Source organism: Luteimicrobium sp. NPDC057192 (genome assembly GCF_042670205.1).
Taxonomy (GTDB): Bacteria; Actinomycetota; Actinomycetes; order Actinomycetales; family Cellulomonadaceae; genus Luteimicrobium.
On sequence record NZ_JBHUWD010000006.1, the window covers coordinates 123,270 to 148,704 of the forward strand.

Genomic DNA, 25,435 nt, shown 5'->3' on the forward strand with positions numbered 1-25,435 from the left:
CCATGCCCGACGAACCCGACGACGCCCGCGACGCTGCCGCGTCCGGCGAGGGGGAGGGTCACGCCGACGGCGTGACCCAGGCGCGGGTCGTCGCGGCCGACACGTGGCGGCGGCTGCGGATCCTCACGGGCCGTGCCCGCGCGCGGCAGGGTGTCGCCCGGGTCCGCACGTCGTTCGTGCCCATCGTCGTCTCGGCGCTCGCGGCCGGGCTCGCCTACTTCGTCGCGCACGACCTGTTCGACCATCCCTTCCCGTTCTTCGCGCCCGTCGCTGCGTGGGTGTGCCTGGGCTTCGCGCCCGACCGGCAGATCCGGCGCGTCCTCGAGCTCGCGATCGGCGTCGCCCTGGGCGTCGGGATCGGCGACGCGATCGTCCACGTCATCGGGTCCGGCGCGTGGCAGGTGGCCGTCGTGCTCGTCGTGTCCGCGCTGGTCGCACGGTTCATCGACGCCGGGATCCTCCTGACGACGCAGGCCGGGGTCCAGGCCGTCGTCATCGTGCTGCTGCCGCCCTCGGGCACGGGGGGCCCGGCCAGCCGGTTCGTCGACGCGCTCGTCGGCGGCGCCATCGCGCTCCTGGTCGCGGTGCTGTGGCCGCGCGACCCGCGGCGACGTCTTGCGCTGCTGGGCCGCGAGGCGCTCGGCGCGCTCGCGGAGACGCTGACGATGCTCGCGGAGGGCCTCGTGCACGGCCGGGCCGACGAGGCGCGGGCCGCGCTCGCCCGAGGACGCGCGGCGGAGCCGGCGCTCGAGCTCTGGCAGACGTCGGCGGGGGACGCGCGCGAGCTCGCGCGGGTCAACTCGCAGGGCCGACGGCACCTCGACGTGATCGACCGATCCACCGACCAGGCGGTGCTCACCGACCGCGTCATGCGCACCGTGCGGGTGCTCGCCCGCCGCACCGCAGCGCTCACGGGCGAGCACGACACGACCGGTCTGGCGGACGTCGTCTCCCGGTTCGCCGTCGCGGTGCGCGACCTGTCGGCCGCGGTGGGCGAGGGGCGCGACCCCGCCCGGGCGCGCGAGGGGCTCCGGGCCGCAGCGGCGCTCGTCGACCCCCGTGAGCTCGCCCCCGACGACTGGGAGGTCGCGTCGCTGGCCCTCCTGGTGCGGTCGGCGCTGGTCGACGCGCTCGAGGCCGCGGGCGAGGACCCGGCGGCGGCGCGCGACGCGCTCCCCACCCTCTGAGTGCCGCCCGCCACCCGACCTGTCAGAACCTGGCGGCACTCTGCTGCCGTGAGCTTCTGACGGGTGGGCGGGTGCGATGAGTTGTCAGAACGTGGCGGCACTCTGCTGCCGTGAGGTTCTGACAGGTGCGGGTGCCGGTGCGTCGCTGTACACCTGCCCGACGGCGGGGTGTACGGTCCGGGCATGGAGGTCTCCGTGAGCGCCCTGCGCGCCGAGCTCAAGACATGGCTCGACCACGCGAAGGCCGGCGACGAGGTCGTCATCACCGACCGCGGCATCCCCGTCGCCCGCCTCTCCGGCATCGACGGTTCCGACCTCGTGGGCGGCCTGCTCCGCGACGGCCTGCTGACCGCGCCCGCCGAGGAGCGCCCGACCCTGTCCGCGCCCGTGGGGCGCGGCCAGAACGCCGTGTCCGGCCTGGTCCGCCGGCTGCGCCGGTGACGGGAACCCGCGCATGACGACCGCCTACCTCGACACCAGCGCGCTCGTGCGCCTCGTGCGGCGCGAGCCGGGGAGCGAGCTGGCCGCCGCCCTGTGGAACCGCGCGCCGATCGTCGCGACGAGCCGGACCAGCGACGTCGAGCTCCGCGCGGTCCTGGCGGCAGGCACGCGTCGCGGGCTCCTGTCCGAGGACGAGCACGCGGTGGCGCTCGAGGAGTGGTCGCACCTGTGGCCCGCGCTGTACGTCGTCGAGACGACGCGCGCCGTCGCCGACCGCGCCGCCCAGCTCGTCGCCGCCCACCCGCTGCGCGGCGGGGACGCCGTCCACCTCGCGTCCGCCCTGCTGTTCGCGCCCGACGTCGTCGTCGCGGTGTGGGACGAGCACGTGGCCGCCGCGGCCGAGTCCGAGGGCCTGACCGTCCTGCCGGGGCGGTACACCGTGCACGAACGCCACGTCCCGCGCCCGTCCACCCGCCGCGGCGCCACGGGCGCCGCGGACGAGTGAGCGTGGCGGCGGTCCGCCCGTGAACGCGTCCCAGCCGCCCGACGACGCCGCCCGTCCGGTGCGCGCGCCGTCCCCGGTCCGCGACCTGTACCCGGGCATCTTCGCGATGGTCATGGCGACCGGGATCTGCGCGATCTCCGCGAGCCAGCACGGGGTGCGGTGGCTCGCGATCACGCTGCACGCGATCGCGGCCGTCATGTACGCGGTGCTGGTCGTGCTGCTCGTCCTGCGGGTCGTGCGGTACCCGCGGGCGGTCTGGACCGACCTCACGAGCCATGCGCGGGGCTTCGCGTTCCTGACGGTCGTCGCCGCGACCAACGTCCTCGCGGAGAGCACCGGCATCGTGCACGCCCGGTGGGGCGTGACCGAGGCGCTCGCCCTCGCGAGCGTGCCGCTGTGGTGCGTGCTCGCGTACGTCCCGCTCTCGGCGGCCGTCATCGGCGGGGACAAGCCCGGCCTGGAGCGCGGGATCAACGGGACGTGGTTCCTGCTCGTGGTCAGCACCGAGTCGGTGGCCGCGGTCTGCGGCCTGCTGCTGGCGCGCGAGGGCGGCGACCTGCTCGCGTTCGCCGCGCTCGGCGCGTTCGCGCTCGGGCTGGTGCTCTACGTCGTCGTGATGACGATGCTCTTCCTGCGCTGGACGTTCGTCCGCGTGACGCCCGACGAGCTCGACCCGCCCGCGTGGATCGCCGCCGGCGCCGTCGCCATCACGGCCCTGGCGGGCTCCAACCTCCTCATCGCCGCCGACCGTGTGCCGCGCCTGGCCGAGCTCGCGCCCGTGCTGGAGGGTGCGGTCGTGCTCGCGTGGGCGACCAGCACGTTCTGGGTGCCGCTCATGGTCGTGCTGGGGGTGTGGCGCCACCTCGTCCGGCGCGTCCCGCTGCGCTACCAGCCGGCGTACTGGGCGATGGTGTTCCCGCTCGGCATGTACGCCGCCGCGACGTACCGGATGCGGGACGCGATCGACCTGGACGGGCTCGGGTGGCTGCCCACCGTCGCACTCGTGGTCGCCCTCGCCGCCTGGCTGCCCACGTTCGCGGGCCTCGTCCACGGCCTGGTCCGACGACGCCGGGACGCCCCGCGCGTCGCCGCCGTCCCCTAGGCTCGGACCGTGTTCAGCACCAGCCAGAGCGTCGTGCTCCTGCTCCTCGTCCTCGCGTCGTTCCTCGTGCAGGTCTTCGCGCTGATCGACGCCGGGATCCGGCCCGCGCACGCCTACCTCGCCGAGAACAAGCTCAAGAAGCCGATCTGGCTGCTCATCCTGCTCGTCGCCGCGCTGCTCACGTACGCGCTGGGCGGGAGCTTCTACTCGCTGCTGCTCGTGACGCCCGCGCTGGTCTACCTCGCCGACGTGCGGCCCAGGCTCCAGCCGTACACGCGCCGCAAGGGCGGCGGGTCCGGCCCGAGCCGGCCGTCGTCGGGCGGGTGGTGACCGTGGCGACGACGCGCACGATGGGCACGTCCGCGCCCGCACCGCTCGCGGAGGTCGTCCGCGGGGACCTCGTCGAGTCCGTGCACGCGGGGCACCTCGTGGCCCTCGACGCCGCCGGCGAGCCCGTGCTGGTCGCCGGCGACCCGGCGGTGACGTTCTGGCCGCGCTCGTCGCTCAAGCCCGTGCAGGCGCTCGCGCTGGTGCGCGCGGGTCTCGACGTGCCCGACCGCCTGCTCGCCCTCGCGTGCGCGAGCCATGCGGGCGACGCGGTGCACCGTGACGGCGTCCACGAGCTGCTCGGGCTCGCCGGGCTCGACGAGGCTGCACTGCGCAACACGCCCGCCCTGCCGCTCGACCCGGCCGTGGCGCTCGAGTGGGAGCTCGCCGGCCACGGCCCGAGCCGCCTGACCCAGAACTGCTCCGGCAAGCACGCGGCGATGCTCGTGACGTGCCGGGTCAACGGCTGGGACACCAGCACCTACCTCGACCCCGCACACCCGCTGCAGCAGGCCGTCGCGGCCACGGTCCGCGAGCTGACGGCGCCCGACGACGCGGCCGGGGGAGCGGGCGAGGAGCCCGGGGCCGCCCACGTCACCGTCGACGGCTGCGGCGCGCCGCTGTTCTCGACGTCCGTCGTCGGGCTGGCGCGCGCGTTCGCGCGCATCGGCCGTGCCGTCGAGCGCGACCCGCTGACGCCCGAGGCCCGCGTCGCCCGCGCGATGAACCAGCACCCGCACATGGTCTCGGGCACCGGACGCGACGCGACGGTCGTCATGCAGGCGGTCGACGGACTGATCGCCAAGGACGGCGCCGACGGGGTGTTCGCGCTCGCCACGGCCGACGGCCGCGCGGTCGCGTTCAAGGTCGCCGACGGCGCCAAGCGGCCCGTGCACGCCGTCCTCGACGCCGCGCTGCGTGCGCTCGGGATCGGCACGGACGACCCCGGGGCGGCCGGTCCCCGGCACCCCGTGCTGCCGCTGCTCCCGCCCGTCGTCGTCGAGGGCGGCGGGGCCGGTGTCGGCGAGGTGCGCGCCGTCGTCGGGGGGACCGGCGCGTGAGGGCCGTCGTCCAGCGCGTGACGCGCGCGAGCGTCACCGTCGAGGGCGAGGTGGTCGGGGCGATCGACGAGCCCGGGCTGCTCGTGCTCGTCGGGGTGACCCACGACGACACGCCCGACGACGCCGCGACCCTCGCGCGCAAGGTCGCCGGGCTGCGGATCCTGCGCGACGAGCTCTCGGTGGCCGACGCGGGCGCGCCAGTCCTCGTCGTCAGCCAGTTCACGCTGTACGGCGACACGCGCAAGGGGCGGCGGCCGTCGTGGGTCGCGGCCGCGCCGGGGTCGGTCGCGGAGCCTCTCGTGGACGCGGTCGCGGCCGGGCTGCGCGCCGCGGGCGTCCGCGTCGAGACGGGCCGGTTCGGCGCGATGATGGAGGTCGCGCTCGTCAACGACGGTCCGTTCACGCTCGTCGTCGACGTCTGAGACGCCCGCCGGGCGAACCGCACTCCCGGTCGAGACGTGTGCTTGACACGTCCGAAACCCTCCCGAGACCTCGCTCTGGTCGAATGGAATTCGAAGCGCGGCTAACATTCGAGTCACGTCTGACCGATGCCGCTCAGAGACAGGGGGGGTTCGCATGCCCGCAGGGGTCCAGGACCGTCCAGGGGGAACGACCACCAGCCACGCCGCCCGGCGCGAGAGCGCGGCGCCGCCGCTCCCGCGCGCCCGCGAGCGCGAGCGTGCCCGCACGGTCGTCGGGGACGGGTACGGCGGGATCGTCTGGCGCGCCGAGCCGGGTGGCGGCCGGTCCAGCCTGCTCGACGAGGTCCTCGCCGATCTCACCGCCGAGCGCGACGTCGCCGCGCCGCCCGGGGGCGGCCGGGGACCGGTCGCGCCCCCGGTCCCGCTCGTCGTCCGGGTGGGACGGGCTGCGGGGGAGCGCCCCGGCGCGTTCGTCCGCGCGCTCGTCGAGGGCGTCGTCGCCGCCGTCGGCGCCACGCCTCCCGCCGTTCCTACGTCCGGCCCCGACGACGCCGAGCGCTGCCCCGAGGCAGCGGCAGCCCTGTTCGCCGACGCCGTGGGGCCCCTGCTCGCGGGCCGGTCGCTCGTCGTCGCGGTCGACGACCTCGACCTCCTGGACCCCGACTGCCAGGAGGTGCTCGGGCAGGTCGTCTCCCGCCGCGCGCGCGGCGTCGTCGTGCTCGCGACGGCCGGCACCGACGACGACGCGACGCTGCCCCGGGCGCTCGAGGTGCGTGACCTGCCCGGGCTCGGCCCGGTCGAGACCGTCGCGCTCCTGGCGGCGCGCGGCACGGTGGTCGCGCCCCACGTCGCAGCCCGGCTGGCACGTGACCTCGTGGGCAACCCGGCGGCCCTCGTCCAGACGGCGGCGCTCCTGAGCGGGGCGCAGCTCGCGGGCTCGTCGGCGCTGCCAGACCCGCTGCCCGTCGTGCCGGCGGTCCGCGACGTCGTCGGGAAGTCGGTCGACCGTCTCGACGAGTCCGAGCGGCACGTGCTGCTCGTCGCCTCGGTCGCAGCGACCCAGCGGACCGACGTCCTGCTCGCCGCGACCGGCCGCAGCACCGACGAGCTCCTGCGCGGCGGCGCCGCCGCGCACCTCGACCTCGTGGCGTCGCGCTACCGGTTCGCCGACCCGCGCGTGCGCGCCCTGGTCCACGGCGAGGCGACCCTGGCCGAGCGCACCGCCGCGCACGACGCCCTCGCTCGCGCCGTCGCCGGAGCCGACCCCGAGCTCGCGGCCTGGCACGTCGCGCTCGCCACCCTCGAGGGCGACTCCCACGTCGCCGACGGCCTCGTCGTGCTCGCCCGTCGTCACCTCCACCACGGCGACGCCGGCGCGGCGTTCGAGGTCGCGCGCGAGGCGGCGTCGCACGCGGTCGGACGCGCGCGCCGTCGGGCCCTCGAGCTCGCCGCGGCGTCCGCCCTCGCGGCGGGCTGCGTGCAGGACGCCACCCACTGGGCCCGCGGCGCCATGCGCGGCGCGGACCCGGACGAGGCCGCGCGCGTGCTCCCGACGTTCGTCGTGGCCGTGACGCTCTCCGAGGGCCAGGTCCCGCTCGACGCCGTGGAGCGGGCGGTGTCGTCCGTGCTCGTCGCCGACCCGCGCACGACGGCGCGCCCGGTCGCGCCCTGGGCCAAGACCGCGCTGCGGACCGTCCGCGCAGCCGTCACCGCGGCCCGCCTGCTCGCGGAGCGGGGGGAGGGGCGCAGCGCCCGCTCCGCGCTCGCGGACGCCGAGCGCGTCGCCGAGGCGCTGCAGGCCGCGGCTCCGCTCGACGAGGTCACGGCTGCGGCGTCGGGCCGGGCGCAGGCGGCGCTCGCTGCGGGCCGCGTGGCCGCCGACGTCTTCCGCGTCCAGCCCGGCGGCGCGCGCGAGACCGACGTGGTCGCGCCGCTCGCCGGCGGGGCGGACGCGTCCACGCGCGCGGTCGCTGGCCTGCACGCGGGGCTCCGGGGCGACCTCGCGGCGGCGTCGTCCGCGCTCGCGAACGCGCTCCTCGAGCTCGCCCCCCTCGACGGCGAGGAGCCGTGGGACGACGGGACGGCCGGGGCGTCGGTACCGCTCGCGGAGGCGCACCTGTGGGTCGCGAAGGCCCTCGTCGACACCTGGGCCGGGGACCTGCGTGCCGCGCGGGCCGAGCTGGAGCACGCGGCGGTCCGCGTGCCGGTGGCCCTGCCGTTCGCGGGGCTCGGCGCGGTGCTCGCCTGCCGGCTCGACCTCGCGGCGACGGGTGCCACCGGACCCGTCGGCGCCGCGCTCACCGCTACCGTTCCCGGCCCGCGGAGCCGGCCCGTGCGGCACGGCGCCCTCGCCGACCGCGCCCTCGCGGCCGTCCTCGAACGCCGGTACGACGAGGCTGCGACGCTCGTCGAGCTCGCCGAGCAGCGCGAGCGGGCGGTCGAGGCGCAACCGCTGCCGCTCCCCGTCGTCGACGAGGTGTGCGCGTGGGAGCGCGCGGGCCGGCGCGCGGAGGCGCTCGCCGCGCGCGACCGGCTGCGCGAGCGCACGGCCGGGCTCCCGGCGGACCTGCGGGACGCCGCTGTCGCCCGGGCCGACGTGCTCGTGGCGCCGCCCGAGCAGCTGGCCGCTGCCGTCGAGGTCGCCGTCGAGGTCTCGCGGCGCCTGGCGTCGCCGTACGAACGGGCCCGGACCGAGCTCGCGATCGGCCGTGCCCTCGCCCGCACGGGCGACGTGTACGACGCGACGAGTCACCTGTTCTCCGCGGTCGAGCTGTTCCGCACGGCCGGAGCCGCGGCGTGGGAGCGGGCGGCGTCGGACGACCTGCGGGCGCTCGACGGGCAGCACGAGCCGACGGCACCCGTCACGGGCCAGGTCGCCGTGGCGCCGCCGTCGGCGACCGGCGTCCCCGCCGACGGGACCGGACCGGGCGCGATGGTGCCGGCCGCCGGCATGCGGGCGTCGGGCGGCGTCGCGACGCCGGGTCCGGGCGCGGCGCAGGTCGGAGGGCCAGCGGGTGCGGTGGCACCCGACGCCGTCGTCGACGCCCTGCGCGCCCGTCTCCACGAGCGCTGGGGCGACCTGCTGACCGAGCGCGAGCTCGACGTCGCGCTGCTGGTCGTGGACGGGGCCTCCAACAAGGAGGTCGCCGAGTGGCTGTTCGTCTCCGTGCGGACGGTCGAGGTGCACCTGGGGCGGGTGTTCCGGAAGCTCGGCGTGCGCTCGCGCGTCGAGCTGACGGTCGTGGCGCACCGCGGCTGAGCCCGAGCCGGGCGCGGCCCGCGTACGGGTTCTCCCGTACGTCGTGGGGTGCGTACGGTTCGGGAATGTGGGCGACGCGGATATCGGAAGGTCTCCTGACAAATTACGGTCAGGGAGTCCGACCTCTCTCAGCGTGGAGCAGCAGATCATGAAACCCCCCTCACCCCGGCCCTCACGCCGCCCGCTCGCGGCCGCGAGGGCGCTGACGACCGTCGAGACGGACGTCGAGACCGTCCGCTACGGCGGGCACACGTGGTCGGCCACGTGGTGGACGCCGAACAACCAGCCCCACGCCGCCGACGCCAGCCCGTGGGCCGACGAGGGGGCGTGCTGATGCCGGCGGGTCTCCGCGCGCTCGGCGCGTCGCTCCTGGCGGTGGGGGCCGTGCTCGCCCTCTCCGGGTGCTCGTTCGTCACGGGGGGCGACGCCCAGGGGAGCGCGGGCGATGCGTCGGCCGCCACCTCGCCGGCGCCCGACGCCGTCGGGACGGCCCGGGCCGTCGGCCCGCTGAAGGTCGCGGCCCCCGAGTACTGGGTGGTCGAGGCCACGAAGGGCGGTGTCACGCACGTGTCCGCGGGCGGCTGCCCGAAGGGCACGGCGTGCCCGGGCTTCGACGTCGTCACGGGCAGGGCCGCGCGGAGCGGGGCCGACGCGGTGTACCTCCCGAAGAGCGCGACCTGTCCGGGCGCGAAGGCGCTCCACGCCGTCGCCGTCACGGGCGGCGGCGCCGCGACCTCCGCGCCCGCGACGGTCGCGGGCACCGACGCCACCCGCAGCGTCTACGCGCTCTCGTGCCGCGACGCGTCCGGCAAGGAGCAGTACCGGGCCGCGCAGGTCCAGTGGTCCGTGCCGGGGGCCCCCGGCGGCCCGGTGCTGGTCGTCGACCGGTGGGCGTTCGAGGGTCTCGACGCCCGCCTCGAGGCGGCTCGCTGGGCCTAGCAGCCCCCGTCGCCCGGTCGGCCACCCCGGCCGGGCGGCGGACGCGCGCGGGGCCCCGTCTCAGGGATCAGCACGGCGAAGGCCCCGGTCACGTGGTGACCGGGGCCTTCTGCGCGACGTGGTGGGGGTCGTCGCGCCTTCGCAGGAGCGCCCCAAGGGGGTGGGGGTCCCGCGGAACGCGGCGCCCCGCAGGCCCCAGGGGTGGGTCGGGCGGCGCGCTCGCGGTCCGTGTCAGTGCGTCAGAGCGCGGCCTTGCGGCGGCGACGTCCGGCGATCACGAGGCCGCCGCCGATGAGCAGCAGCGCGGCCGCGGCGCCGGCGAACGGCAGGACGTTCGCGCCGGTCTCGGCGAGTCCCGAGCGGGAGTCGGACCGGGAGGCCGGGGTCTCGCCGGGGACGACGGCCGCCGTGGTGGTGCCGCCCGTCGGGAGCACCGAGCTGGTCGGCGAGCCCGACGGCCCGGGAGCGTTCATCGGGTTGGCGCAGGCCGTCGTCGCCGGCGGGTAGCTGACGACGCCGGAGACCACGTTGACCGCCGGCAGCACGAGGGCCGCCGAGTCCGTCTTCGCGGTGCCCGTCCGGTACACGCCGTCGTTGATCGTGACCCGCGTCGTCGACGCGACGTTGGTGTAGTCGTCGTCGTGCACCGTGAAGGTGACCTTCACGTCGGGGCGCACCCACGTGTACGGGCCGCCCTCCTCCCACGTGCCGTTCTTGAACACCCAGCCGGGCCAGGCCGTGGGCTTGCCCCCGGCCTCCTCGGCACCGAGCCACAGGACCTTCCCGGAGACCGGCAGGTTCTTCTGCGTCTCCGAGTGGGTGCCGTCGAGCGACGTCCACGTGAGGTCGACGGCCGTCGCGGACGGGTCCTTCGACACGTCGACGGCGTACCGGAGGTACGGAACGTTCCCGTCGCACTCGGGCGACTTCACGGCGAGCCCGACGGCGGTCTGCGGCGTGGCGCCGTAACCGTCGGTGGCCGTCGGGGTCGGGCTGGGGGTCGGGTCGGCGGCGGACGTGACGGAGGCGCCGGCGACGGTCAGCGGGAGGACCAGCGCGGCGGCTGCGGCCCCGCGACGCCATGTGCGGGCTGACACCATGACGAACTCTTCTCGTAGGTTCACGGCGGGTGGTTCACGGCGACGTGAAGCGGGATGTGACGGTCGCGACCCACCACGAGGGAGAGCCTGGACCGTGGCCCTGATACTACCCACGCCGAACGGGCGCAACCGCAGGTCAGCCGGGTGAACCGAGGGTGATCCCGCGAGTCGATGCCGATTCGTTATCGGAGCGGGCGTGGACCGTCGCCCGGGGCGCCTGAACGGGGCGTCGTCAGCCCGCGCAGGACGTCGGTCGGACCGTCTCGAGGCCGCTCACCGTGGTGGTGGGGGTGGTCCAGAGCTCGAGCGGGCTGCCGCTCGCGCGGGGCGTCAGGAGCGTCACCGTGAGGGTGACCTTCTGCCCCGGGGAGAGTCCGACGGTGAGCTGGGTCGCGGTCCGCCCCGCGACGTCGTGCGAGTCCCCGCCCACGGTCGCCGTGCCGCGCTCGATCACGGGCACCCCGACGCCCTGGGGCGTGTACACGACGACGTTCGTCCGGATGTCGCCGGGCTTGACGTCGACGCCCGCCGCCTCGCCCGTGACGTAGCTCGGCAGCGACTCCTCGGCGTCCTTCGGCGCCTCGGAACGGAGGGTGACCGTGTAGACGTCGCGGCGCGTGCCCGAGGTGCCCTCGACGCACTGCGACGAGGCGAGCTTCGTGGACGTCCGCAGGTAGTAGCCCATCTTCCCGGACGTCCCGTCGTTGAGGAGGACCGCGACAGCCTGGTCGCCGCGCGGCGTCGAGGTCAGCGCCCCGCTCAGCTCGGTGCCGGCGAGGAGCGCCTGCTCGCCGTCGTGCGCCGACCACACGAGGAGGCGCCGCTCGTCGGCGGAGGCCGTCAGGGCGTGCTGGAGGTCGGTCGCCGGGACGTCGCCGTGCAGCAGCGTCTCGAAGACGGCGCCTGCGGCGGCAGAGAAGAACGCGTCCTGCTGCGCGGGGTCGGAGATCTCCGCGTAGACCTGGGAGAGCAGGATGCTCACGGCGTTGTCGGCGGTCAGCTGCACGTCGGTCGCGCCACCGTCGGTGCCGGGCGCCTTCACGGTGACCGGACCCGTCGCGCCGAGCAGCTGGGAGAGCGCCACCGGGTCGGTCGCGACGACGCCGTCGACCTTTCCGTGCCCGGCCTTCTTCCACATGGCGGCCATGGTCCGGCCCGTGTCGGGGAAGTCCGCGAGCATCGTGGTGTCCTGCGGGAAGCGGGCCGGCTGCGTCCCGAAGACGTCGGTCGCGTCCTTGCCGAGGTCGACGACGGGTTCCGCCCACGGCCCGAGGTCCGCCGACGACGCGTGCCCGGCGACCGTGATCCTCCCGCCCTTCGCGCGCAGCACGGTGATCGAGCCGGGGATCCCGCCCGACGAGCGCAGCTCCGCGTTGTTGAGGGACAGCAGCAGGTAGGTGCGGGGGCCGTCCGCGCCGAGCATGGGCGGCAGGAGGGCGGTCGCGCGGTGCGCCGTCGTGACCGTCGAGGAGAGCGTGCGGACCTTGTCCTGGAGGCTCGCGACCGGGTCGCCGAGCTGCGGGCGCAACGCCTCGGTGTCGATGGCGTCGAGGTCGCGGCGGACCGAGGCTAGCGCGTCGGCCGAGCTCGCCACGAGCGGCGCCGCGCGCTCGAGCGGTCCGAGGTCGATGCGGCCGTCCTTCGCGCGCAGCCCCGCCAGGTCGACGACGCCGGAGGCCCGGACGAGCGGTGGCAGGACGTCCTGGGCGAGGTCGTCGACCGAGCGGGTCGCGGTCCGGAACGCCTCCGCGTCGGTGCCGATGCCCGGGAGCGAGCCCGCCACCGCCCAGACCGGGCCGCTCGTGCCGCGCCGCGCCTTCGCCGTCTTCTCCTGCACCCGGGCGAGCGCGCTCTGCGCGGCCTGCGTGTCGCCGCCGGTGAGCGCCTCCTCGACCACGGGGACGTCGTCGAGCGCGGACGTCAGCGCGTCGCGCGCCTCGAGGCCACCCTTGACCGCGAGCCCGACGGCGACCGCGACCGCCACGACGACGACCGTGATCCCGAGCGCGACCCAGCGCCCCACGTGGCGGCGGTGCCGCGGCTGGGCCCGGCCGTGCGCCGGCACGGCGTGCAGCCCCGCGGGCGGGACGTCGGCGCCGTCGGGGGTGTCGGGCGGGTCGCTCGGCATGGCCGCCACTCTAGAGCGCGCACGGGGAGGAGTCGGTCGCCCGTCGTGGTGAAGAAGTGCGCGGACGCGTCAGCGGGCGGGATTCACCCGGCTCAGGCGCGGACGACCGTCACCGGGCACGGCGCGGCCTCGAGCACCTGGCGGCTCACGGAGCCCAGCACGAGCCGCTCGAAGCCGCCGAGCCCGCGCGCGCCGACCACGAGCCGCTCCGCGCCCTCGGCGACCCCGAGCAGGCCGGGGCTGGGCGGTGCGTGCACGACGACGGGCCGCACCCGGTCGGCGGGAAGGTCGAGGTGTGCGTCGGCGACCGTCTCGAGGAGCTTGGTGCGCGCCCACTGGTCGTAGTCGTCGATCGGCGGGATCCAGCCCCACGCCTCGGGCATGGGGGAGATCGTCGTGAGCTGCCAGCAGTAGACCGGCTGGAGGACGCCGTCCAGGCGCTCCGCGGCGGCCGCGCCCTCGCGCAGCGCGCCGATCGAGAGGTCCGAGCCGTCCACGCCGACGACGACGCGCGGGCGCTCGTCCGCCGGGCCCGTGCCGTCGTCCGGACCGTCGCCGCCGGCGCCGTGCGTCTCGGGCGGGGGCACGTCCGCGCCCTCGTGGGCGACGACCGTGACGGGCACGTGCGCGTGCTGGACGACCGAGCTCGACACCGAGCCCAGCAGGAACCGGCCGAACCGCCCGAGCCCGCTGCGCCCGACCACGACCATCTCGACGTCGAGCTCCTTGCCGAGCTCGAGCAGCACCTCGGCCGGCCACCCGTGGACCTGTCGCGCGGTGACGCGGTCCGGGTCGCCGACGACGTGCCCCGCGTCCCGGCTCCGCTGGACCGCCGCGTCGAGGAGCGACTGGACGTACGTCTGCTTGGCGGCGAACACCTCCTCGGCGCCGTCGGGGTGCACGCCCCGGGTGCCGTCGTCCCAGCTCTGCACCCACGAGTACACGGCGACGAGCGTGGTGTCCCGCCTCGCCGCCTCGCGCAACGCCCAGTCCAGCGCCAGGTCCGCCTGCGCCGACCCGTCGACCCCGACAATCAGCCCGCCCGTCTCAGCCCGCATGGGGGCTCACCCCTCGTCGTCGTCGTGTGACCGCGGGCACGGCCACGGGCCGGCCCGGCACTCCCATGCTGTCCCAGGGGCCGTCGTCGTGCACGACGACGCAGCGGGCGCCGGGTGCGTCGGCGGGCCGCGGGTGCCGGTTCCGCGGCCGCCAGTCCGCCAGTGGCGAACACGGGCAGATCCGCGGCGTGTAGCCCGTTGGACCCCACTAGAGTCGAAGCGGTCAGGCCTGTAGCGCGCAGGCACACGCCGCTCGTGAGGAGCAGCACATGTTCGAACGTTTCACCGACCGAGCCCGTCGGGTGGTCGTCCTCGCCCAAGAAGAGGCGCGGATGCTGAACCACAACTACATCGGGACCGAGCACATCCTGCTCGGGCTCATCCACGAAGGAGAGGGCGTCGCCGCCAAGGCGCTGGAGTCGCTCGACATCTCCCTCGACGGTGTGCGCGCCCAGGTCATCGAGATCATCGGGGAGGGCCAGCAGGCCCCGACGGGTCACATCCCGTTCACGCCGCGCGCCAAGAAGGTCCTCGAGCTGTCGCTGCGCGAGGCGCTGCAGCTCGGCCACAACTACATCGGCACCGAGCACATCCTGCTCGGCCTCATCCGCGAGGGTGAGGGCGTCGCCGCCCAGGTGCTCACCAAGATGGGCGCCGACCTCAACCGCGTGCGCCAGCAGGTCATCCAGCTCCTGTCCGGCTACCAGGGCAAGGAGCCCGCAACCGCCGGCGGGCCGGCCGAGGGCCAGCCGTCCGGCTCGGCCGTGCTCGACCAGTTCGGGCGCAACCTCACCCAGGCCGCGCGCGACTCCAAGCTCGACCCGGTGATCGGGCGCGAGAAGGAGATCGAGCGGGTCATGCAGGTGCTGTCCCGCCGCACCAAGAACAACCCCGTCCTCATCGGCGAGCCCGGCGTCGGCAAGACCGCGATCGTCGAGGGCCTCGCCCAGGACATCGTCCGCGGCGACGTCCCGGAGACCCTCAAGGACAAGCAGCTCTACACGCTCGACCTCGGGGCCCTCGTGGCCGGCAGCCGCTACCGCGGCGACTTCGAGGAGCGCCTGAAGAAGGTCCTCAAGGAGATCCGCACGCGCGGCGACATCATCCTGTTCATCGACGAGATCCACACGCTCGTCGGTGCCGGTGCCGCCGAGGGCGCGATCGACGCGGCGAGCATCCTCAAGCCGATGCTGGCCCGCGGCGAGCTGCAGACCATCGGCGCGACGACGCTCGACGAGTACCGCAAGTACGTCGAGAAGGACCCGGCCCTGGAGCGCCGCTTCCAGCCGATCCAGGTCTCGGAGCCGTCGCTCCCGCACGCCATCGAGATCCTTCGCGGCCTGCGCGACCAGTACGAGGCGCACCACCGCGTGTCCATCACGGACGGCGCGCTCGTGGCCGCCGCGACCCTCGCGGACCGCTACATCAACGACCGCTACCTCCCGGACAAGGCCATCGACCTCGTCGACGAGGCGGGCGCGCGCCTGCGCATCCGCCGCATGACGGCCCCGCCGGAGCTGCGCGACCTCGACGAGCAGATCGCCGGGGCGCGCCGCGACAAGGAGTCGGCGATCGACGAGCAGGACTTCGAGAAGGCCGCGCGCCTGCGCGACACCGAGAAGCAGCTCACGCAGCAGCGCCAGGACAAGGAGAAGGCCTGGAAGTCGGGCGACCTCGACGTCATCGCCGAGGTCGACGAGGAGCTCATCGCCGAGGTGCTGGCCATGTCGACGGGCATCCCCGTCGTCCGGCTCACCGAGGAGGAGTCCAGCCGCCTGCTCCACATGGAGGACGAGCTGCACAAGCGGATCGTCGGCCAGGACATCGCCATCAAGGCCCTGTCGCAGGCCATCCGCCGCACGCGTGCCGGGCTCAAGGACCCGAAGCGCCCGGGTGGGTCGTTCATCTTCGCCGGCCCGACCGGCGTCGGGAAGACCGAGCTCGCCAAGGCGCTCGCCGAGTTCCTGTTCGGGGACGAGGACGCGCTCATCCAGCTCGACATGTCCGAGTTCTCGGAGAAGCACACGGTCTCGCGGCTGTTCGGCTCGCCCCCCGGCTACGTCGGGTACGACGAGGGCGGTCAGCTCACCGAGAAGGTGCGGCGCAAGCCGTTCTCGGTCGTGCTGTTCGACGAGGTCGAGAAGGCGCACCCGGACATCTTCAACTCGCTCCTGCAGATCCTCGAGGACGGTCGCCTGACCGACTCGCAGGGCCGCGTGGTCGACTTCAAGAACACCGTGATCATCATGACCACCAACCTCGGCACGCGTGACATTGCCAAGGGCGTCCAGACCGGCTTCAACACCGGCAACGACACCACGACGAGCTACGAGCGCATGAAGGCCAAGGTCAACGAGGAGCTGAAGACGCACTTCCGTCCGGAGTTCCTCAACCGCGTCGACGACACGATCGTGTTCCCGCAGCTCACGGCTGATGAGATCGTCGCCATCGTCGATCTTGAGATCGCCAAGCTCGACCGGCGTCTGCGCGACAAGGACATGGCGATCGAGCTCTCGCCCGCCGCGAAGAGCCTGCTCGCCGAGAAGGGTTACGACCCGGTCCTCGGTGCGCGGCCGCTGCGTCGGGCGATCCAGCGGGACATCGAGGACGCGCTGTCCGAGAAGATCCTGTTCGGCGAGCTCACGTCGGGCCAGGTCGTCCTGGTCGACGCGGTCGGCGAGGGCATCCTCGGGGAGTTCACGTTCCGCGGGGTCCCGAAGTCCGAGCACGAGCAGGGCCCGATCTCGGTGGGGGCGGCGGCTGCGCTCGACGCGCCGACCGGCATCCACCCGCGCGACCTGCCGCCCACGGGCACGCTGAGCGCGACCGCGGACTGACGCGACGTCGTCGGGCGCGCGCTGCCCGGCGGTCACCGCACACGACAGGGCCCCGGCCCCGCCTCTCCGGAGGCGGGACCGGGGCCCTTCTCGCGCCCCCACAGCCCGCCACCCCGGGTGGGTTGTCAGAAGCTCACGGCACTGGGCTGCCGTGAGCTTCTGACAGGTCGGCGGGCGGGCGCCCGGATGACAGCCATGTCACGATCTGGTCACCACCGTGTGAAAGGACTTTTCATCTGAGCCTCCATGTATGAGAGTTGCTCTCAGACGCGGAGGGGGCGTCCCAGCAACGAGGCTGAACACGACACGGACGAGGAGCTCTCATGAGGAGATCGAAGTTCTACCCGATCGCCGCTGCGGCGACGGTTCTGACGCTCACCCTGGCCGCCTGCTCGGGCGGTGGCGACGACGACTCGGGCTCGGGCAAGGGCAAGACGCTCGACGTCTGGATCATGAAGGGGACGAACCCGGACTCGGAGCCCTTCTTCGCGGACGTCGCCAAGGCGTTCAAGGCGGAGACGGGTGCGACCCTCAAGGTCGAGTACGTCGAGTGGGCCGACGCCCACGACCGGTTCGTCACCGCGATCGCGGGCGGCACCACCCCGGACGTCGCGGAGACGGGCACCACGTGGACCCCCGAGTTCGCGGACGCCGGCGCGCTCGCGCCGATCGACGACTACGTCAAGAAGGACGACCTGGGCGACGACCTCGTCAAGGGTCTCGTCGAGGCGGGCACGTACGACGACAAGCTCTACGGGATGCCGTGGTACGCGGGCGTGCGCTCGCTGGTCTACCGCAGCGACCTGTTCGACAAGCTGGGCCTCAAGGCGCCGACCACGTGGGCGGAGCTCCAGGCGGACGCTCAGGCCATCAAGAAGGCCAACCCGAAGATGCTGGGCGTCGCGGTCCCCGGTGACGCCGAGTTCACCGTGTACCCCTGGGTCTGGGGTGCGGGCGGCGAGGTCGCCACGCAGTCCGGCGGCCAGTGGACGTCGGGTCTCGACAGCGCCGAGTCGCGCAAGGGCATCTCCTTCTGGACCGGCCTCGCGACGCAGGACAAGCTCTCCTCCGCGGGCGCGACGACGTGGAAGGAGACCGACGTCCTCGACGCGTTCGCGAACGGCGACGTCGGCATGGCGGTCATGGGGTCGTGGACCCCGGCGGCCATCACCGAGAAGAACCCCGAGATGAAGGGCAAGTTCGCGGCCGTCCCGATCCCGGGCGAGACCGGCGGCATCGCGCCGTCCGTGCTCGGCGGCTCGCACCTGAGCATGTTCAACACGGCCAAGGACAAGGACCTGGCCTGGGACTTCATCAAGCTCATGACGACCGGCAAGTACGCCCAGCAGTGGGCGGACGACACGGGCTACTTCCCGGGCCAGACGTCGCTCCTCGACAAGGCCGTCAAGAGCACCGACCCGCTGGTCGCGCCGTTCGCGAAGCAGTTCGTCGACGGCGGCGCCTCCGTCCCGGTGTCCCCGAACTTCGGGGCCGTCCAGGCGAAGAAGACGACGAGCGTCATGATGCAGTCCATCCTGTCCGGCAAGTCGAGCGTCGACGACGCCACGACCGCGGCCGCGCAGGAGATGACCTCGCTGCTCAACGGGAAGTGACCCGGTGGCGGTGACGTACCCGACCCCGACCGGGGCGGCCTCCGAAGGTTCTTCAGGGGTCGCCCCGGGCGGGGGGCCGCAGGCGGCGCGGGGCCCGAGCCGGCGGGGGATCGCGCGGATCCGGCCGTGGCTGCTGCTCGCGCCGGCGCTGGTCATCCTCGGGGTGCTGCTCCTGTGGCCCCTCGTGCGGATGGCGATGTTCTCGCTGCAGGACTACGGCCTGCGCGAGATCGTCTCCGGGACCACGAACTGGATCGGGTTCGCGAACTTCACGGAGATCCTGACCTCGCACGACCTGTGGGCCGTCGTCCTGCCGAACACGGTGGGCTTCGCGGTCCTGTCGGTCGCGGGGACCGTCGTGTTCGGGACGCTCGTGGCGCTGCTGCTGCAGTCGCTGAGCCCCCGGACCCGCGGGTTCGTGACGGGCGCCATCATGGCGGCGTGGGCGATGCCCGCGGTCACGGGCACGTACGTGTGGGTGTGGATCTTCGACGCGGACCACGGCGTCTTCAACCAGGTGCTCACGTCGCTGGGGATCATCGACCAGCCCGTGAACTGGTTCACGGACCGCTGGTCGTTCTACGCGATCGTCCTGCTCAACGTGATCCATCACGGCTTCCCGTTCGTGGCCGTCACCGTGCTCGCGGGCCTGCTGGGGGTGCCGCGCGAGATCCACGAGGCCGCCGAGGTCGACGGCGCGGGTGCGTTCCGCCGCTTCTTCCAGATCACGTTCCCGCAGCTCCGGCAGGTGTTCGCCGTCGTGATCATCCTGTCGACGATCTGGGACTTCAAGGTCTTCGCGCAGGTGTACCTCATGCCGGGCGGCGCGGGCTCGAACCGCGACGTCCTCAACCTGGGCGTGTGGTCGTACGTCGAGTCGTTCGGGCAGAACCGGTACGGCTTCGGGTCTGCGATCGCCGTCCTGCTCACGCTGCTGCTGCTGGTCATCACCGCCGTGTACGTGCGGACGATCCTGCGAGAGGAGAAGGAACTGTGAGGCGCACCTCCGCGGGGGTCAAGGCGGGCAAGGCGGTCCTGGTCGTCCTGCTCCTGGTCTTCACGCTCTTCCCGACGTACTGGATGCTCGTCAGCGCGTTCGACGACCGCGCCGGGCAGGGCGGCGCGACCCTGCTGCCGCGCGAGTTCACCTTCAGCAACTTCTCGTACGTCCTGACCGACGGGGGGTTCGGGACGTTCCTGCGCAACTCGGTGGTCGTGGCGCTCGCGACCGTCGTGGTTTCGGGGGTCGTCGCGCTCCTCGCGTCCGTCGCGGTAGCGCGCTTCCGGTTCAAGTTCCGCACGCAGATGCTCATGCTCATCCTCGTCGTGCAGATGGTGCCGCTCGAGGCGCTCGTGATCCCGCTGTTCGTGCAGATCCGGGACCTGCAGCTCCTCGGGACGCTCACCGGCCTGGTGATCGTCTACGTGTCGCTCGCGCTGCCGTTCGGCATCTGGATGCTGCGCGGGTTCGTGGCCGCGGTGCCCGTCGAGCTGGAGGAGGCTGCGTACCTCGACGGCGCGAGCTGGGGCCGGATGTTCCGGTCCGTGCTCCTGCCGCTCGTGGCGCCCGGGCTCGTCGCGACCAGCATCTTCAGCTTCATCACGGCCTGGAACGAGTTCATCTTCGCGATGACGCTCCTGGGCGGGGAGGCCGACAAGTACACGGTCGCGATCGGCCTCAAGTCGTTCTTCCAGCAGAACTCGAACGACTGGGGCTCGATCATGGCGGGCTCCACGATCATCACCGTTCCCGTCATGGTGTTCTTCATCCTCGTCCAGAAGCGGCTGTCCGCGGGGCTCGTCGCGGGGGCGGTCAAGGGATGAGCGGCGACGTGGCGCCCGTCGTCAGCGAAGAACCGGGCACCACCGGCTCGACCGACCCCGAGCTGGACCGGCTCGCGGCGAGCGTGCTGCTGCCCGGGTTCGTGGGACGCAGCGTGCCGGGCTGGCTGGCGCGCGCTCTCGACGGCGGCCTGGCAGGCGTCGTCCTGTTCGCGCAGAACCTCGACCCGGACGATCCGGCGCAGGCCGAGCGGCTCGGGGCGGAGCTCCGGGCGCACGCCGACGCGCCGGTCGTCGCGGTCGACGAGGAGGGCGGGGTCGTGACCCGGCTGGAGTCGGCGCACGGCTCGACCCTCCCGTCGCCCGCCCAGCTCGGCCTCGTCGACGACGTCGCGCTCACCGAGGCCGTCGGGCGCGCCCTGGGGGAGCGCGTCCGGGCGGCCGGGGGGACGCTCGTCCTCGCGCCCGACGCCGACGTCGCCTCCGACCCGCGCAACCCCGTGATCGGGCCGCGCTCGTTCGGTGCCGACCCCTCGCTGGTCGCGCGGCACGTCGCGGCGTCCGTCCGCGGGATCCAGTCCGCCGGGATCGGGGCGTGCGCGAAGCACTGGCCCGGGCACGGAGCCACGGCGGTCGACTCGCACCTCGAGCTGCCGTCGGTGCCCCGTGCGGTGCTCGACGCCGGGCACGACGTCCCGTTCCGGGCCGCCGTGGACGCGGGGGTCGCGGCCGTCATGACGGCGCACGTCGTCGTGCCCGAGGCCGGCGAGGCGCCGGCCACCGTGAACCCCACCCTGATCGGCGAGCTGCGCGCGCTCGGCTTCGACGGTCCCGTCGTGACCGACGCGATCGACATGGCCGCGATCCGCGCCACCTACGGGACGCCCGCCGGCGCCGTCGCGGCGCTGCGCGCCGGTGTCGACCTCGTGTGCCTCGGCAACCCGGGCTTCGCGCCCGCCCTCTCGACCACCGAAGGCCCCGACGGAACCCCCGGCTCCGTCGGCACCTACGACGACGAAGCGCTCTACCTGGCGGTACGCAGCGCCGTCGTCGATGCTGTCCGGGAGGGCAACCTCGACCGCGACCGGCTGGAGCAGGCGTCGCTGCGTGTCGCGACGCTGCGCGTCTCCGGGAACGGCGGTCCGACGGCGGCGGGCGCTGCGAAGCCCGCCGCCGCCGGGCCGGTACCCGGTCGGTCCACCGACGACGACCGGCCTGAGCCGGTCCTCGACCTCGACCAGGCCGCCGTCCGCGTCGCCGCGGCAGCCCTGGCCCGGACGCTCCCGGCGCGCCCGGCGCCGTTCGGCTCGGTGCGCGACGCGCGCGCCGCTGCCACCGCGGCGGTGGCGTCGCGGGCGCACCCCGTGGTGCCCGCGCTCGAGCAGCACGTCACGCCGGGCGCGACCGGCGTCGCCGTCGTGGTCGACCGCCTCGCCGACCGCAAGCAGCGCGCGGCCGTGCAGTGGCTGCGCGAGCAGGGCCGGCTGGCGCTCGTCGTCGACGTCGGGGCTCCCGACGCGCACGTGCCCGGGTCCGTCGCGCGGGCGGGCGTGCCGCGCGTCCCGCTCGGCGCGGACTCCCGGTTCTCGGTGCGCGTCCTCGACCGGGTGCTCGCCGGCCTCGACGCCGACGGCGCGACCCCCGCCGCCGCCGGCCACGCCTCCCTCCCCGGGGCGCGGCGATGAGGGTCCTCGCACTGCAGTCCGGGACCTCCGCGGACGGCATCGACGCGGCGCTCGTCGACGTGACGGCCTCGGGGGACCCGGCCCGGCCCGCGCTGGACGTGCGCGTGGTCGACGTGCGGACCGTCCCGTGGGCCTCCGAGGCGCGCGAGAAGGTCATGGCCGCGGTCGAGGGCGCGCCCCTCGACCCCGCCGGCTGGTGCTGGCTCGAGACCGCCGTTGGGCAGGGGCTCGCCGACGCGGGCCGTGCCGTCACCCGGCGGGTCGGTCCCGTCGACCTCGTCGTGTCGCCCGGACAGACCGTCTTCCACGGCGTGGAGGACGGCCGCACGTGGGGCACGCTCCAGGTCGGGCAGCCCGCGTGGCTCGCCGAGGCCCTGACCACGCCGGTCCTGTTCGACGTCCGCGTCGCGGACGTCGCCGCCGGCGGAGCCGGGGCCCCGCTGATCGTCGCCTTCGACCGGCTCTGGCTCCGCGACCTCGCCGACGCCGCGGGGCCGGGCGGCGTCGCGACCCTCAACCTCGGGGGCATCGCGAACGTCCAGCGCGTGCGCCCCGACGGCGTCGACGCGTTCGACACCGGGCCGGGGAACGGGCTGCTCGACGGCGTCGTCCGGCGGGCGACCGGCCGTCCGTACGACGCCGACGGCGCGCTCGCGGCGGCCGGCCACGTCGACGCGGAGCTGCTCGCGGCCCTCCTCGCGCACCCGTACTTCGGCGGTCCGCCCACGACGACGGGCCGCGAGACGTTCTCGCTGGCCGTCGTCGACGACGCGCTCGACAGCGTCCGCGCGGAGGGCCGGACCGTCGAGCTCGAGGACCAGTGCGCGACGCTCGTCGAGCTGACGGCGCGCACGGTGGCGCGGGGCGTCGCCCGCCTCGGGACGCACGACGCGGCGCCCGGGCTCGTGATCGGGTCCGGGGGCGGCATGCGCAACCCCGCGCTCGTCCGCGCGCTGCAGGCCGCGCTCGACGGCGAGGTCGGGCCCGGCGCGACGCGCCTCGAGTCCAGCGCGGCCCACGGCATCGACTCCGACGCGCGGGAGGCCGTGATGTTCGCGGTGCTCGGGTACCTGTCGGTGCGCCGGCTCCCGCTGGACCTCCCGACGCGCACCTCCGGGAGCCCGCGCGTCGCCGGGCACCTCGCCGGGTGGGCGTTCGGCGGGGTGGCTTTCGCCGACGCCCTCGCCGCCCCGCTCGACGGCGTCGGCCGGCTCACCGTGACGAGCGACGCGGAGGGGGCGTCATGACCGGCGTGGCGGGGGTGGACCTCGGCAAGACGTCGTGCCGCGTGGTCGTGCGGGACACCGACGGCGTCCGCGTGGGGAAGGCGCCCGGTGCGCCGGGGCTCGCGTCCCCGGACGGCGTCGGGCGCGCGGTGGACGCCGTGCTCGCCGGGCTGCGCGCGGCAGGGACCGGGCCGGGGGCGGTGAGCGTGTGCGTCGGCGCGGCCGGCGCGCTCGCGGCCCCGGCCGCCGCAGCCCGGCTGGCCGACGCGCTGGCGGCGGCGTGCGGCGGACGTGTCGCGGTGACGTCCGACGCGACCGTCGCGCACGCCGGCGCGTTCGCCGGGCGGGCCGGGACCGTCGTGGCCGTCGGCACGGGGACCGTGCTGGTCGAGCTCGACGACGCCGGGACGCTCCGCACGCTCGACGGCTGGGGCCCGTGGCTCGGCGACGACGGCAGCGGCTCGTGGCTCGGCCGTGCCGGGCTCCGTGCGGTGCTCTGCGCCGCCGAGGGCCGGGGCGAGCCGACCGCGCTGACCGGGCGGGCGGCCGACTGGGGTGGCGCGCCCGCCGCGATCCCCGGGCTCGTCGCCGCGTCCGACGCCCCCGCCCGGACCCTCGCGTCCTTCGCGCCGCACGTGCTCGCGTCCGCACGCGACGGGGACGCCGTGGCCGGCGCGGTCGTCGCGGACGCCGTCCGGGCCGTCGCCGACGCGTGCGCCCACGCGACGCCGCCGTACGCGCTCGTCGGCGGCATCACGACGGCCGAGCCCTTCGGGTCCGCTCTGCGCGCCGCGCTCGGACCGAAGCACGTGGTCGCGCCCGAGCCCGCCCCGCCCGACGGCGCCCGTGTCGAACCCGCCCTGCGCGGGGCGCTCCTCCTCGCGACCGACCCCACGACCCCCTACGAGAGGACGGTGAGCCGCCGTGACCCGGTCTGACCGCATCGCCCGCCTGCGCACCGAGCTGGAGGGCCTCACGACCGAGCACGCGGCCGCCGAGTTCGCCGACCTCGACGTGCTCCCCACCCGCGACGTCGTGCGCGTCATGCTCGACGACGGCCGCCAGGTCGCCGACGCCGTCCTCGCCCGCTCCGACGACATCGCCCGGGCCGTCGACCTCGTCGCCGAGCGCATGCGCCGCGGCGGCCGCCTCGTCTACCTCGGCGCCGGCACGCCCGGCCGCCTCGGCGTGCTCGACGCCAGCGAGATCCCGCCCACGTTCGGGCTCGACGCGAGCCGCGTCGTCGGGATCATCGCGGGCGGACCCTCCGCGCTGGTCAGCTCGATCGAAGGGGCCGAGGACGACGCCGCCCTGGGAGCCGCCGACCTCGAGGCCGCCGGGGTCGGGCCGGACGACGTCGTCGTGGGGATCACGGCGTCAGGGCGCACGCCCTACGTCGTCGGCGGGCTCGCGCACGCGCGCACCGTCGGCGCCGGGACCGTCGCCGTCGCCTGCAACGGCGGGACGCCCGTCGGGGCGCTCGCGGACGTGGGCATCGAGGTCGTCGTGGGGCCCGAGGTCGTGGCCGGCTCGACCCGCCTCAAGGCGGGCACCGCGCAGAAGCTCGTGCTCAACGCGATCTCGACCGTGACCATGATCCGCCTCGGCAAGACGTACGCCGGGCACATGGTCGACCTGCAGACGTCGAACGAGAAGCTCCGCGCCCGCGGGGAACGGACGGTCATGCTGGTCACGGGCGTGGACGAAGACACGGCGCGTGCCGCGCTCGAAGAGACCGGGGGAGCGGTCAAGGCTGCCATCCTGGTCTCCATGAAGGACCTGACGGGCCCGCAGGCCGTCGACCTGCTCGCGGCGCACGAGGGGCGCCTGCGCGACGCGCTCGAGGCGACGGCGTGACCGACGTCCTGCTGGAGATCCGGCGTTCGCTCGAGGCGCCGCGCGCCGCGGAGGCCCGCGTCGCCCAGCTCGTCGCCGCCGGGCCCGAGATCGTCGCCGCCTCGACGATCACCGAGATCGCGCGCGCGTCCGGGGCGTCGCAGGCGACCGTCGCCCGGTACTGCCAGTCCCTCGGCTACGGGGGGTACCGGGACTTCCGGCTGGCCGTCGTCGAGGCGCTGTCCCGCGAGGGTGCGGCACGCGACCACTTCCACATCGACGACGCCGAGATCGACCCCACGGACACGACCGCCGAGACCGTCGCGAAGGTCGTCTTCCAGGAGGTCCAGGCGCTGCGCGCGCTCGGCGAGCAGCTCGACGTGGCCGCCGTGGACCGGGTCGTCGAGGCCCTCCTCGGGGCGCGCCGCGTCGAGCTCTACGGAGCGGGCGCGTCGGGGCTGGCCGCCCTGGACCTCTTCCAGAAGCTCTCGCGCGTCCGGTTCGCGGTCGGGTGCTCGTCCGACGTGCACCAGACGCTCGCGCAGGTCGCGCTCCTCGAGCCCGGCGACGTCGCGATCGGCTTCACGCACTCCGGCGCGACGCACGAGACGCTCGACGTCCTCGCCGCCGCCCGGGCCGCCGGCGCCACGACGGTCGCCGTGACCAACGGGAGCGGCACGTCCGTGGACGAGCACGCCGACGTCGTCCTCACCACCCAGGTCCGCGAGAGCCTGTTCCGCGCCGGCGCGATGGTCAGCCGGACCGCGCAGCTCGCGATCGTCGACATCCTGTTCGTGCGCGTGGTGCAGAAGAGCTTCGACACGTCCGCGGACGCCCTGCGTCGCACGTACGAAGCCGTCGCCCCGCACCGCCCCGCCCGCTGACCGCGAGGTACCCCGGCATCCGGGGTACCTCGCGAGGTACCCC

Annotated in this window: 22 protein-coding genes; 19 read left to right on the forward strand and 3 right to left on the reverse strand. The window is 74.9% G+C overall.

The features are described from left to right. Nucleotides 1-2 precede the first annotated feature (2 nt). The 10 genes from ACFT5B_RS05260 to ACFT5B_RS05305 all read left to right on the forward strand — a co-directional run bounded on the left by ACFT5B_RS05260 (nucleotide 3) and on the right by ACFT5B_RS05305 (nucleotide 9,243). Nucleotides 3-1,187 (forward strand): aromatic acid exporter family protein, encoded by a 1,185-nt coding sequence (locus ACFT5B_RS05260; protein ID WP_386796925.1) that lies wholly within the window; start codon nucleotides 3-5, stop codon nucleotides 1,185-1,187. Nucleotides 1,188-1,370: 183 nt separating this feature from the next. Continuing rightward, entirely contained in the window at nucleotides 1,371-1,628 is a 258-nt protein-coding gene (locus tag ACFT5B_RS05265) for a type II toxin-antitoxin system Phd/YefM family antitoxin (RefSeq protein WP_386796926.1), read from the forward strand. A 13-nt stretch (nucleotides 1,629-1,641) separates the two neighbouring features. Beyond that, on the forward strand, nucleotides 1,642-2,133 hold the full coding sequence (locus tag ACFT5B_RS05270) for a type II toxin-antitoxin system VapC family toxin (RefSeq protein WP_386796927.1): 492 nt from the start codon (nucleotides 1,642-1,644) through the stop codon (nucleotides 2,131-2,133). Between the two features lie 19 nt (nucleotides 2,134-2,152). Continuing rightward, nucleotides 2,153-3,235 carry a tellurite resistance/C4-dicarboxylate transporter family protein gene (locus ACFT5B_RS05275; RefSeq protein ID WP_386796928.1) on the forward strand — a complete coding sequence of 361 codons (1,083 nt, stop codon included), beginning with the start codon at nucleotides 2,153-2,155 and terminating at the stop codon, nucleotides 3,233-3,235. 9 nt (nucleotides 3,236-3,244) lie between these two features. Then, nucleotides 3,245-3,565: a DUF2516 family protein gene (locus tag ACFT5B_RS05280; protein WP_386796929.1), complete on the forward strand. Its 321-nt coding sequence runs from the start codon at nucleotides 3,245-3,247 to the stop codon at nucleotides 3,563-3,565. A 2-nt stretch (nucleotides 3,566-3,567) separates the two neighbouring features. Next, nucleotides 3,568-4,623 carry an asparaginase gene (locus ACFT5B_RS05285; protein ID WP_386796930.1) on the forward strand — a complete coding sequence of 352 codons (1,056 nt, stop codon included), beginning with the start codon at nucleotides 3,568-3,570 and terminating at the stop codon, nucleotides 4,621-4,623. After that, entirely contained in the window at nucleotides 4,620-5,045 is a 426-nt protein-coding gene (dtd, locus tag ACFT5B_RS05290; RefSeq protein ID WP_386796931.1) for a D-aminoacyl-tRNA deacylase, read from the forward strand. Before ACFT5B_RS05285 ends, dtd begins: the two co-directional genes overlap by 4 nt. A gap of 154 nt (nucleotides 5,046-5,199) precedes the next feature. Beyond that, nucleotides 5,200-8,304: a LuxR C-terminal-related transcriptional regulator gene (locus ACFT5B_RS05295; RefSeq protein WP_386796932.1), complete on the forward strand. Its 3,105-nt coding sequence runs from the start codon at nucleotides 5,200-5,202 to the stop codon at nucleotides 8,302-8,304. A 148-nt stretch (nucleotides 8,305-8,452) separates the two neighbouring features. Continuing rightward, nucleotides 8,453-8,638: a hypothetical protein gene (locus tag ACFT5B_RS05300; protein WP_386796933.1), complete on the forward strand. Its 186-nt coding sequence runs from the start codon at nucleotides 8,453-8,455 to the stop codon at nucleotides 8,636-8,638. Further along, nucleotides 8,638-9,243 carry a hypothetical protein gene (locus tag ACFT5B_RS05305; protein ID WP_386796934.1) on the forward strand — a complete coding sequence of 202 codons (606 nt, stop codon included), beginning with the start codon at nucleotides 8,638-8,640 and terminating at the stop codon, nucleotides 9,241-9,243. The genes ACFT5B_RS05300 and ACFT5B_RS05305 overlap by 1 nt, the downstream gene beginning before the upstream one ends. A gap of 239 nt (nucleotides 9,244-9,482) precedes the next feature. Here ACFT5B_RS05305 and ACFT5B_RS05310 read toward each other — a convergent pair whose 3' ends face one another. The 3 genes from ACFT5B_RS05310 to ACFT5B_RS05320 form a co-directional block, all read right to left on the reverse strand. Further along, nucleotides 9,483-10,343 (reverse strand): LPXTG cell wall anchor domain-containing protein, encoded by an 861-nt coding sequence (locus tag ACFT5B_RS05310; RefSeq protein WP_386796935.1) that lies wholly within the window; start codon nucleotides 10,341-10,343, stop codon nucleotides 9,483-9,485. Between the two features lie 232 nt (nucleotides 10,344-10,575). Then, complete coding sequence (locus ACFT5B_RS05315; protein WP_386796936.1) at nucleotides 10,576-12,471, reverse strand: DUF4012 domain-containing protein; 1,896 nt, start codon at nucleotides 12,469-12,471, stop codon at nucleotides 10,576-10,578. Nucleotides 12,472-12,563: 92 nt separating this feature from the next. Then, nucleotides 12,564-13,529 carry a universal stress protein gene (locus ACFT5B_RS05320; RefSeq protein WP_386796937.1) on the reverse strand — a complete coding sequence of 322 codons (966 nt, stop codon included), beginning with the start codon at nucleotides 13,527-13,529 and terminating at the stop codon, nucleotides 12,564-12,566. Nucleotides 13,530-13,798: 269 nt separating this feature from the next. Here ACFT5B_RS05320 and ACFT5B_RS05325 point away from each other — a divergent pair, with 269 nt between their 5' ends. From ACFT5B_RS05325 to ACFT5B_RS05365, 9 genes are all read left to right on the forward strand, one after another. After that, complete coding sequence (locus tag ACFT5B_RS05325; RefSeq protein ID WP_386796938.1) at nucleotides 13,799-16,366, forward strand: ATP-dependent Clp protease ATP-binding subunit; 2,568 nt, start codon at nucleotides 13,799-13,801, stop codon at nucleotides 16,364-16,366. A gap of 323 nt (nucleotides 16,367-16,689) precedes the next feature. Continuing rightward, nucleotides 16,690-17,979 (forward strand): sugar ABC transporter substrate-binding protein, encoded by a 1,290-nt coding sequence (locus ACFT5B_RS05330; RefSeq protein ID WP_386796939.1) that lies wholly within the window; start codon nucleotides 16,690-16,692, stop codon nucleotides 17,977-17,979. Nucleotides 17,980-17,989: 10 nt separating this feature from the next. Continuing rightward, nucleotides 17,990-18,976 (forward strand): carbohydrate ABC transporter permease, encoded by a 987-nt coding sequence (locus tag ACFT5B_RS05335; protein ID WP_386796940.1) that lies wholly within the window; start codon nucleotides 17,990-17,992, stop codon nucleotides 18,974-18,976. After that, nucleotides 18,973-19,803, forward strand: coding sequence for a carbohydrate ABC transporter permease (locus ACFT5B_RS05340; protein ID WP_386796941.1), 831 nt, complete (start codon nucleotides 18,973-18,975; stop codon nucleotides 19,801-19,803). Before ACFT5B_RS05335 ends, ACFT5B_RS05340 begins: the two co-directional genes overlap by 4 nt. Beyond that, nucleotides 19,800-21,446: a glycoside hydrolase family 3 N-terminal domain-containing protein gene (locus ACFT5B_RS05345; protein WP_386796942.1), complete on the forward strand. Its 1,647-nt coding sequence runs from the start codon at nucleotides 19,800-19,802 to the stop codon at nucleotides 21,444-21,446. Before ACFT5B_RS05340 ends, ACFT5B_RS05345 begins: the two co-directional genes overlap by 4 nt. After that, entirely contained in the window at nucleotides 21,443-22,693 is a 1,251-nt protein-coding gene (locus ACFT5B_RS05350) for an anhydro-N-acetylmuramic acid kinase (RefSeq protein WP_386796943.1), read from the forward strand. The genes ACFT5B_RS05345 and ACFT5B_RS05350 overlap by 4 nt, the downstream gene beginning before the upstream one ends. Beyond that, nucleotides 22,690-23,610 carry a BadF/BadG/BcrA/BcrD ATPase family protein gene (locus ACFT5B_RS05355; protein WP_386796944.1) on the forward strand — a complete coding sequence of 307 codons (921 nt, stop codon included), beginning with the start codon at nucleotides 22,690-22,692 and terminating at the stop codon, nucleotides 23,608-23,610. The genes ACFT5B_RS05350 and ACFT5B_RS05355 overlap by 4 nt, the downstream gene beginning before the upstream one ends. Then, entirely contained in the window at nucleotides 23,597-24,529 is a 933-nt protein-coding gene (gene murQ / locus ACFT5B_RS05360; RefSeq protein WP_386796945.1) for an N-acetylmuramic acid 6-phosphate etherase, read from the forward strand. The genes ACFT5B_RS05355 and murQ overlap by 14 nt, the downstream gene beginning before the upstream one ends. Next, nucleotides 24,526-25,392, forward strand: a complete 867-nt coding sequence (locus ACFT5B_RS05365; RefSeq protein ID WP_386796946.1) for a MurR/RpiR family transcriptional regulator — start codon at nucleotides 24,526-24,528, stop codon at nucleotides 25,390-25,392. Before murQ ends, ACFT5B_RS05365 begins: the two co-directional genes overlap by 4 nt. Nucleotides 25,393-25,435 lie beyond the last annotated feature (43 nt).

Excerpts from the sequence above, each read along its gene's own strand:
- ACFT5B_RS05345 (WP_386796942.1), top strand. The coding sequence starts at position 19,800 with ATGAGCGGCGACGTGGCGCCCGTCGTCAGCGAAGAACCGGGCACCACC.
- ACFT5B_RS05355 (WP_386796944.1), top strand. The coding sequence starts at position 22,690 with ATGACCGGCGTGGCGGGGGTGGACCTCGGCAAGACGTCGTGCCGCGTG.
- ACFT5B_RS05330 (WP_386796939.1), top strand. The coding sequence starts at position 16,690 with ATGAGGAGATCGAAGTTCTACCCGATCGCCGCTGCGGCGACGGTTCTG.
- ACFT5B_RS05350 (WP_386796943.1), top strand. The coding sequence starts at position 21,443 with ATGAGGGTCCTCGCACTGCAGTCCGGGACCTCCGCGGACGGCATCGAC.
- ACFT5B_RS05260 (WP_386796925.1), top strand. The coding sequence starts at position 3 with ATGCCCGACGAACCCGACGACGCCCGCGACGCTGCCGCGTCCGGCGAG.
- ACFT5B_RS05320 (WP_386796937.1), bottom strand. The coding sequence starts at position 13,529 with ATGCGGGCTGAGACGGGCGGGCTGATTGTCGGGGTCGACGGGTCGGCG.
- ACFT5B_RS05295 (WP_386796932.1), top strand. The coding sequence starts at position 5,200 with ATGCCCGCAGGGGTCCAGGACCGTCCAGGGGGAACGACCACCAGCCAC.
- ACFT5B_RS05300 (WP_386796933.1), top strand. The coding sequence starts at position 8,453 with ATGAAACCCCCCTCACCCCGGCCCTCACGCCGCCCGCTCGCGGCCGCG.
- ACFT5B_RS05305 (WP_386796934.1), top strand. The coding sequence starts at position 8,638 with ATGCCGGCGGGTCTCCGCGCGCTCGGCGCGTCGCTCCTGGCGGTGGGG.
- ACFT5B_RS05315 (WP_386796936.1), bottom strand. The coding sequence starts at position 12,471 with ATGCCGAGCGACCCGCCCGACACCCCCGACGGCGCCGACGTCCCGCCC.
- ACFT5B_RS05310 (WP_386796935.1), bottom strand. The coding sequence starts at position 10,343 with ATGGTGTCAGCCCGCACATGGCGTCGCGGGGCCGCAGCCGCCGCGCTG.
- ACFT5B_RS05265 (WP_386796926.1), top strand. The coding sequence starts at position 1,371 with ATGGAGGTCTCCGTGAGCGCCCTGCGCGCCGAGCTCAAGACATGGCTC.
- ACFT5B_RS05270 (WP_386796927.1), top strand. The coding sequence starts at position 1,642 with ATGACGACCGCCTACCTCGACACCAGCGCGCTCGTGCGCCTCGTGCGG.
- ACFT5B_RS05325 (WP_386796938.1), top strand. The coding sequence starts at position 13,799 with ATGTTCGAACGTTTCACCGACCGAGCCCGTCGGGTGGTCGTCCTCGCC.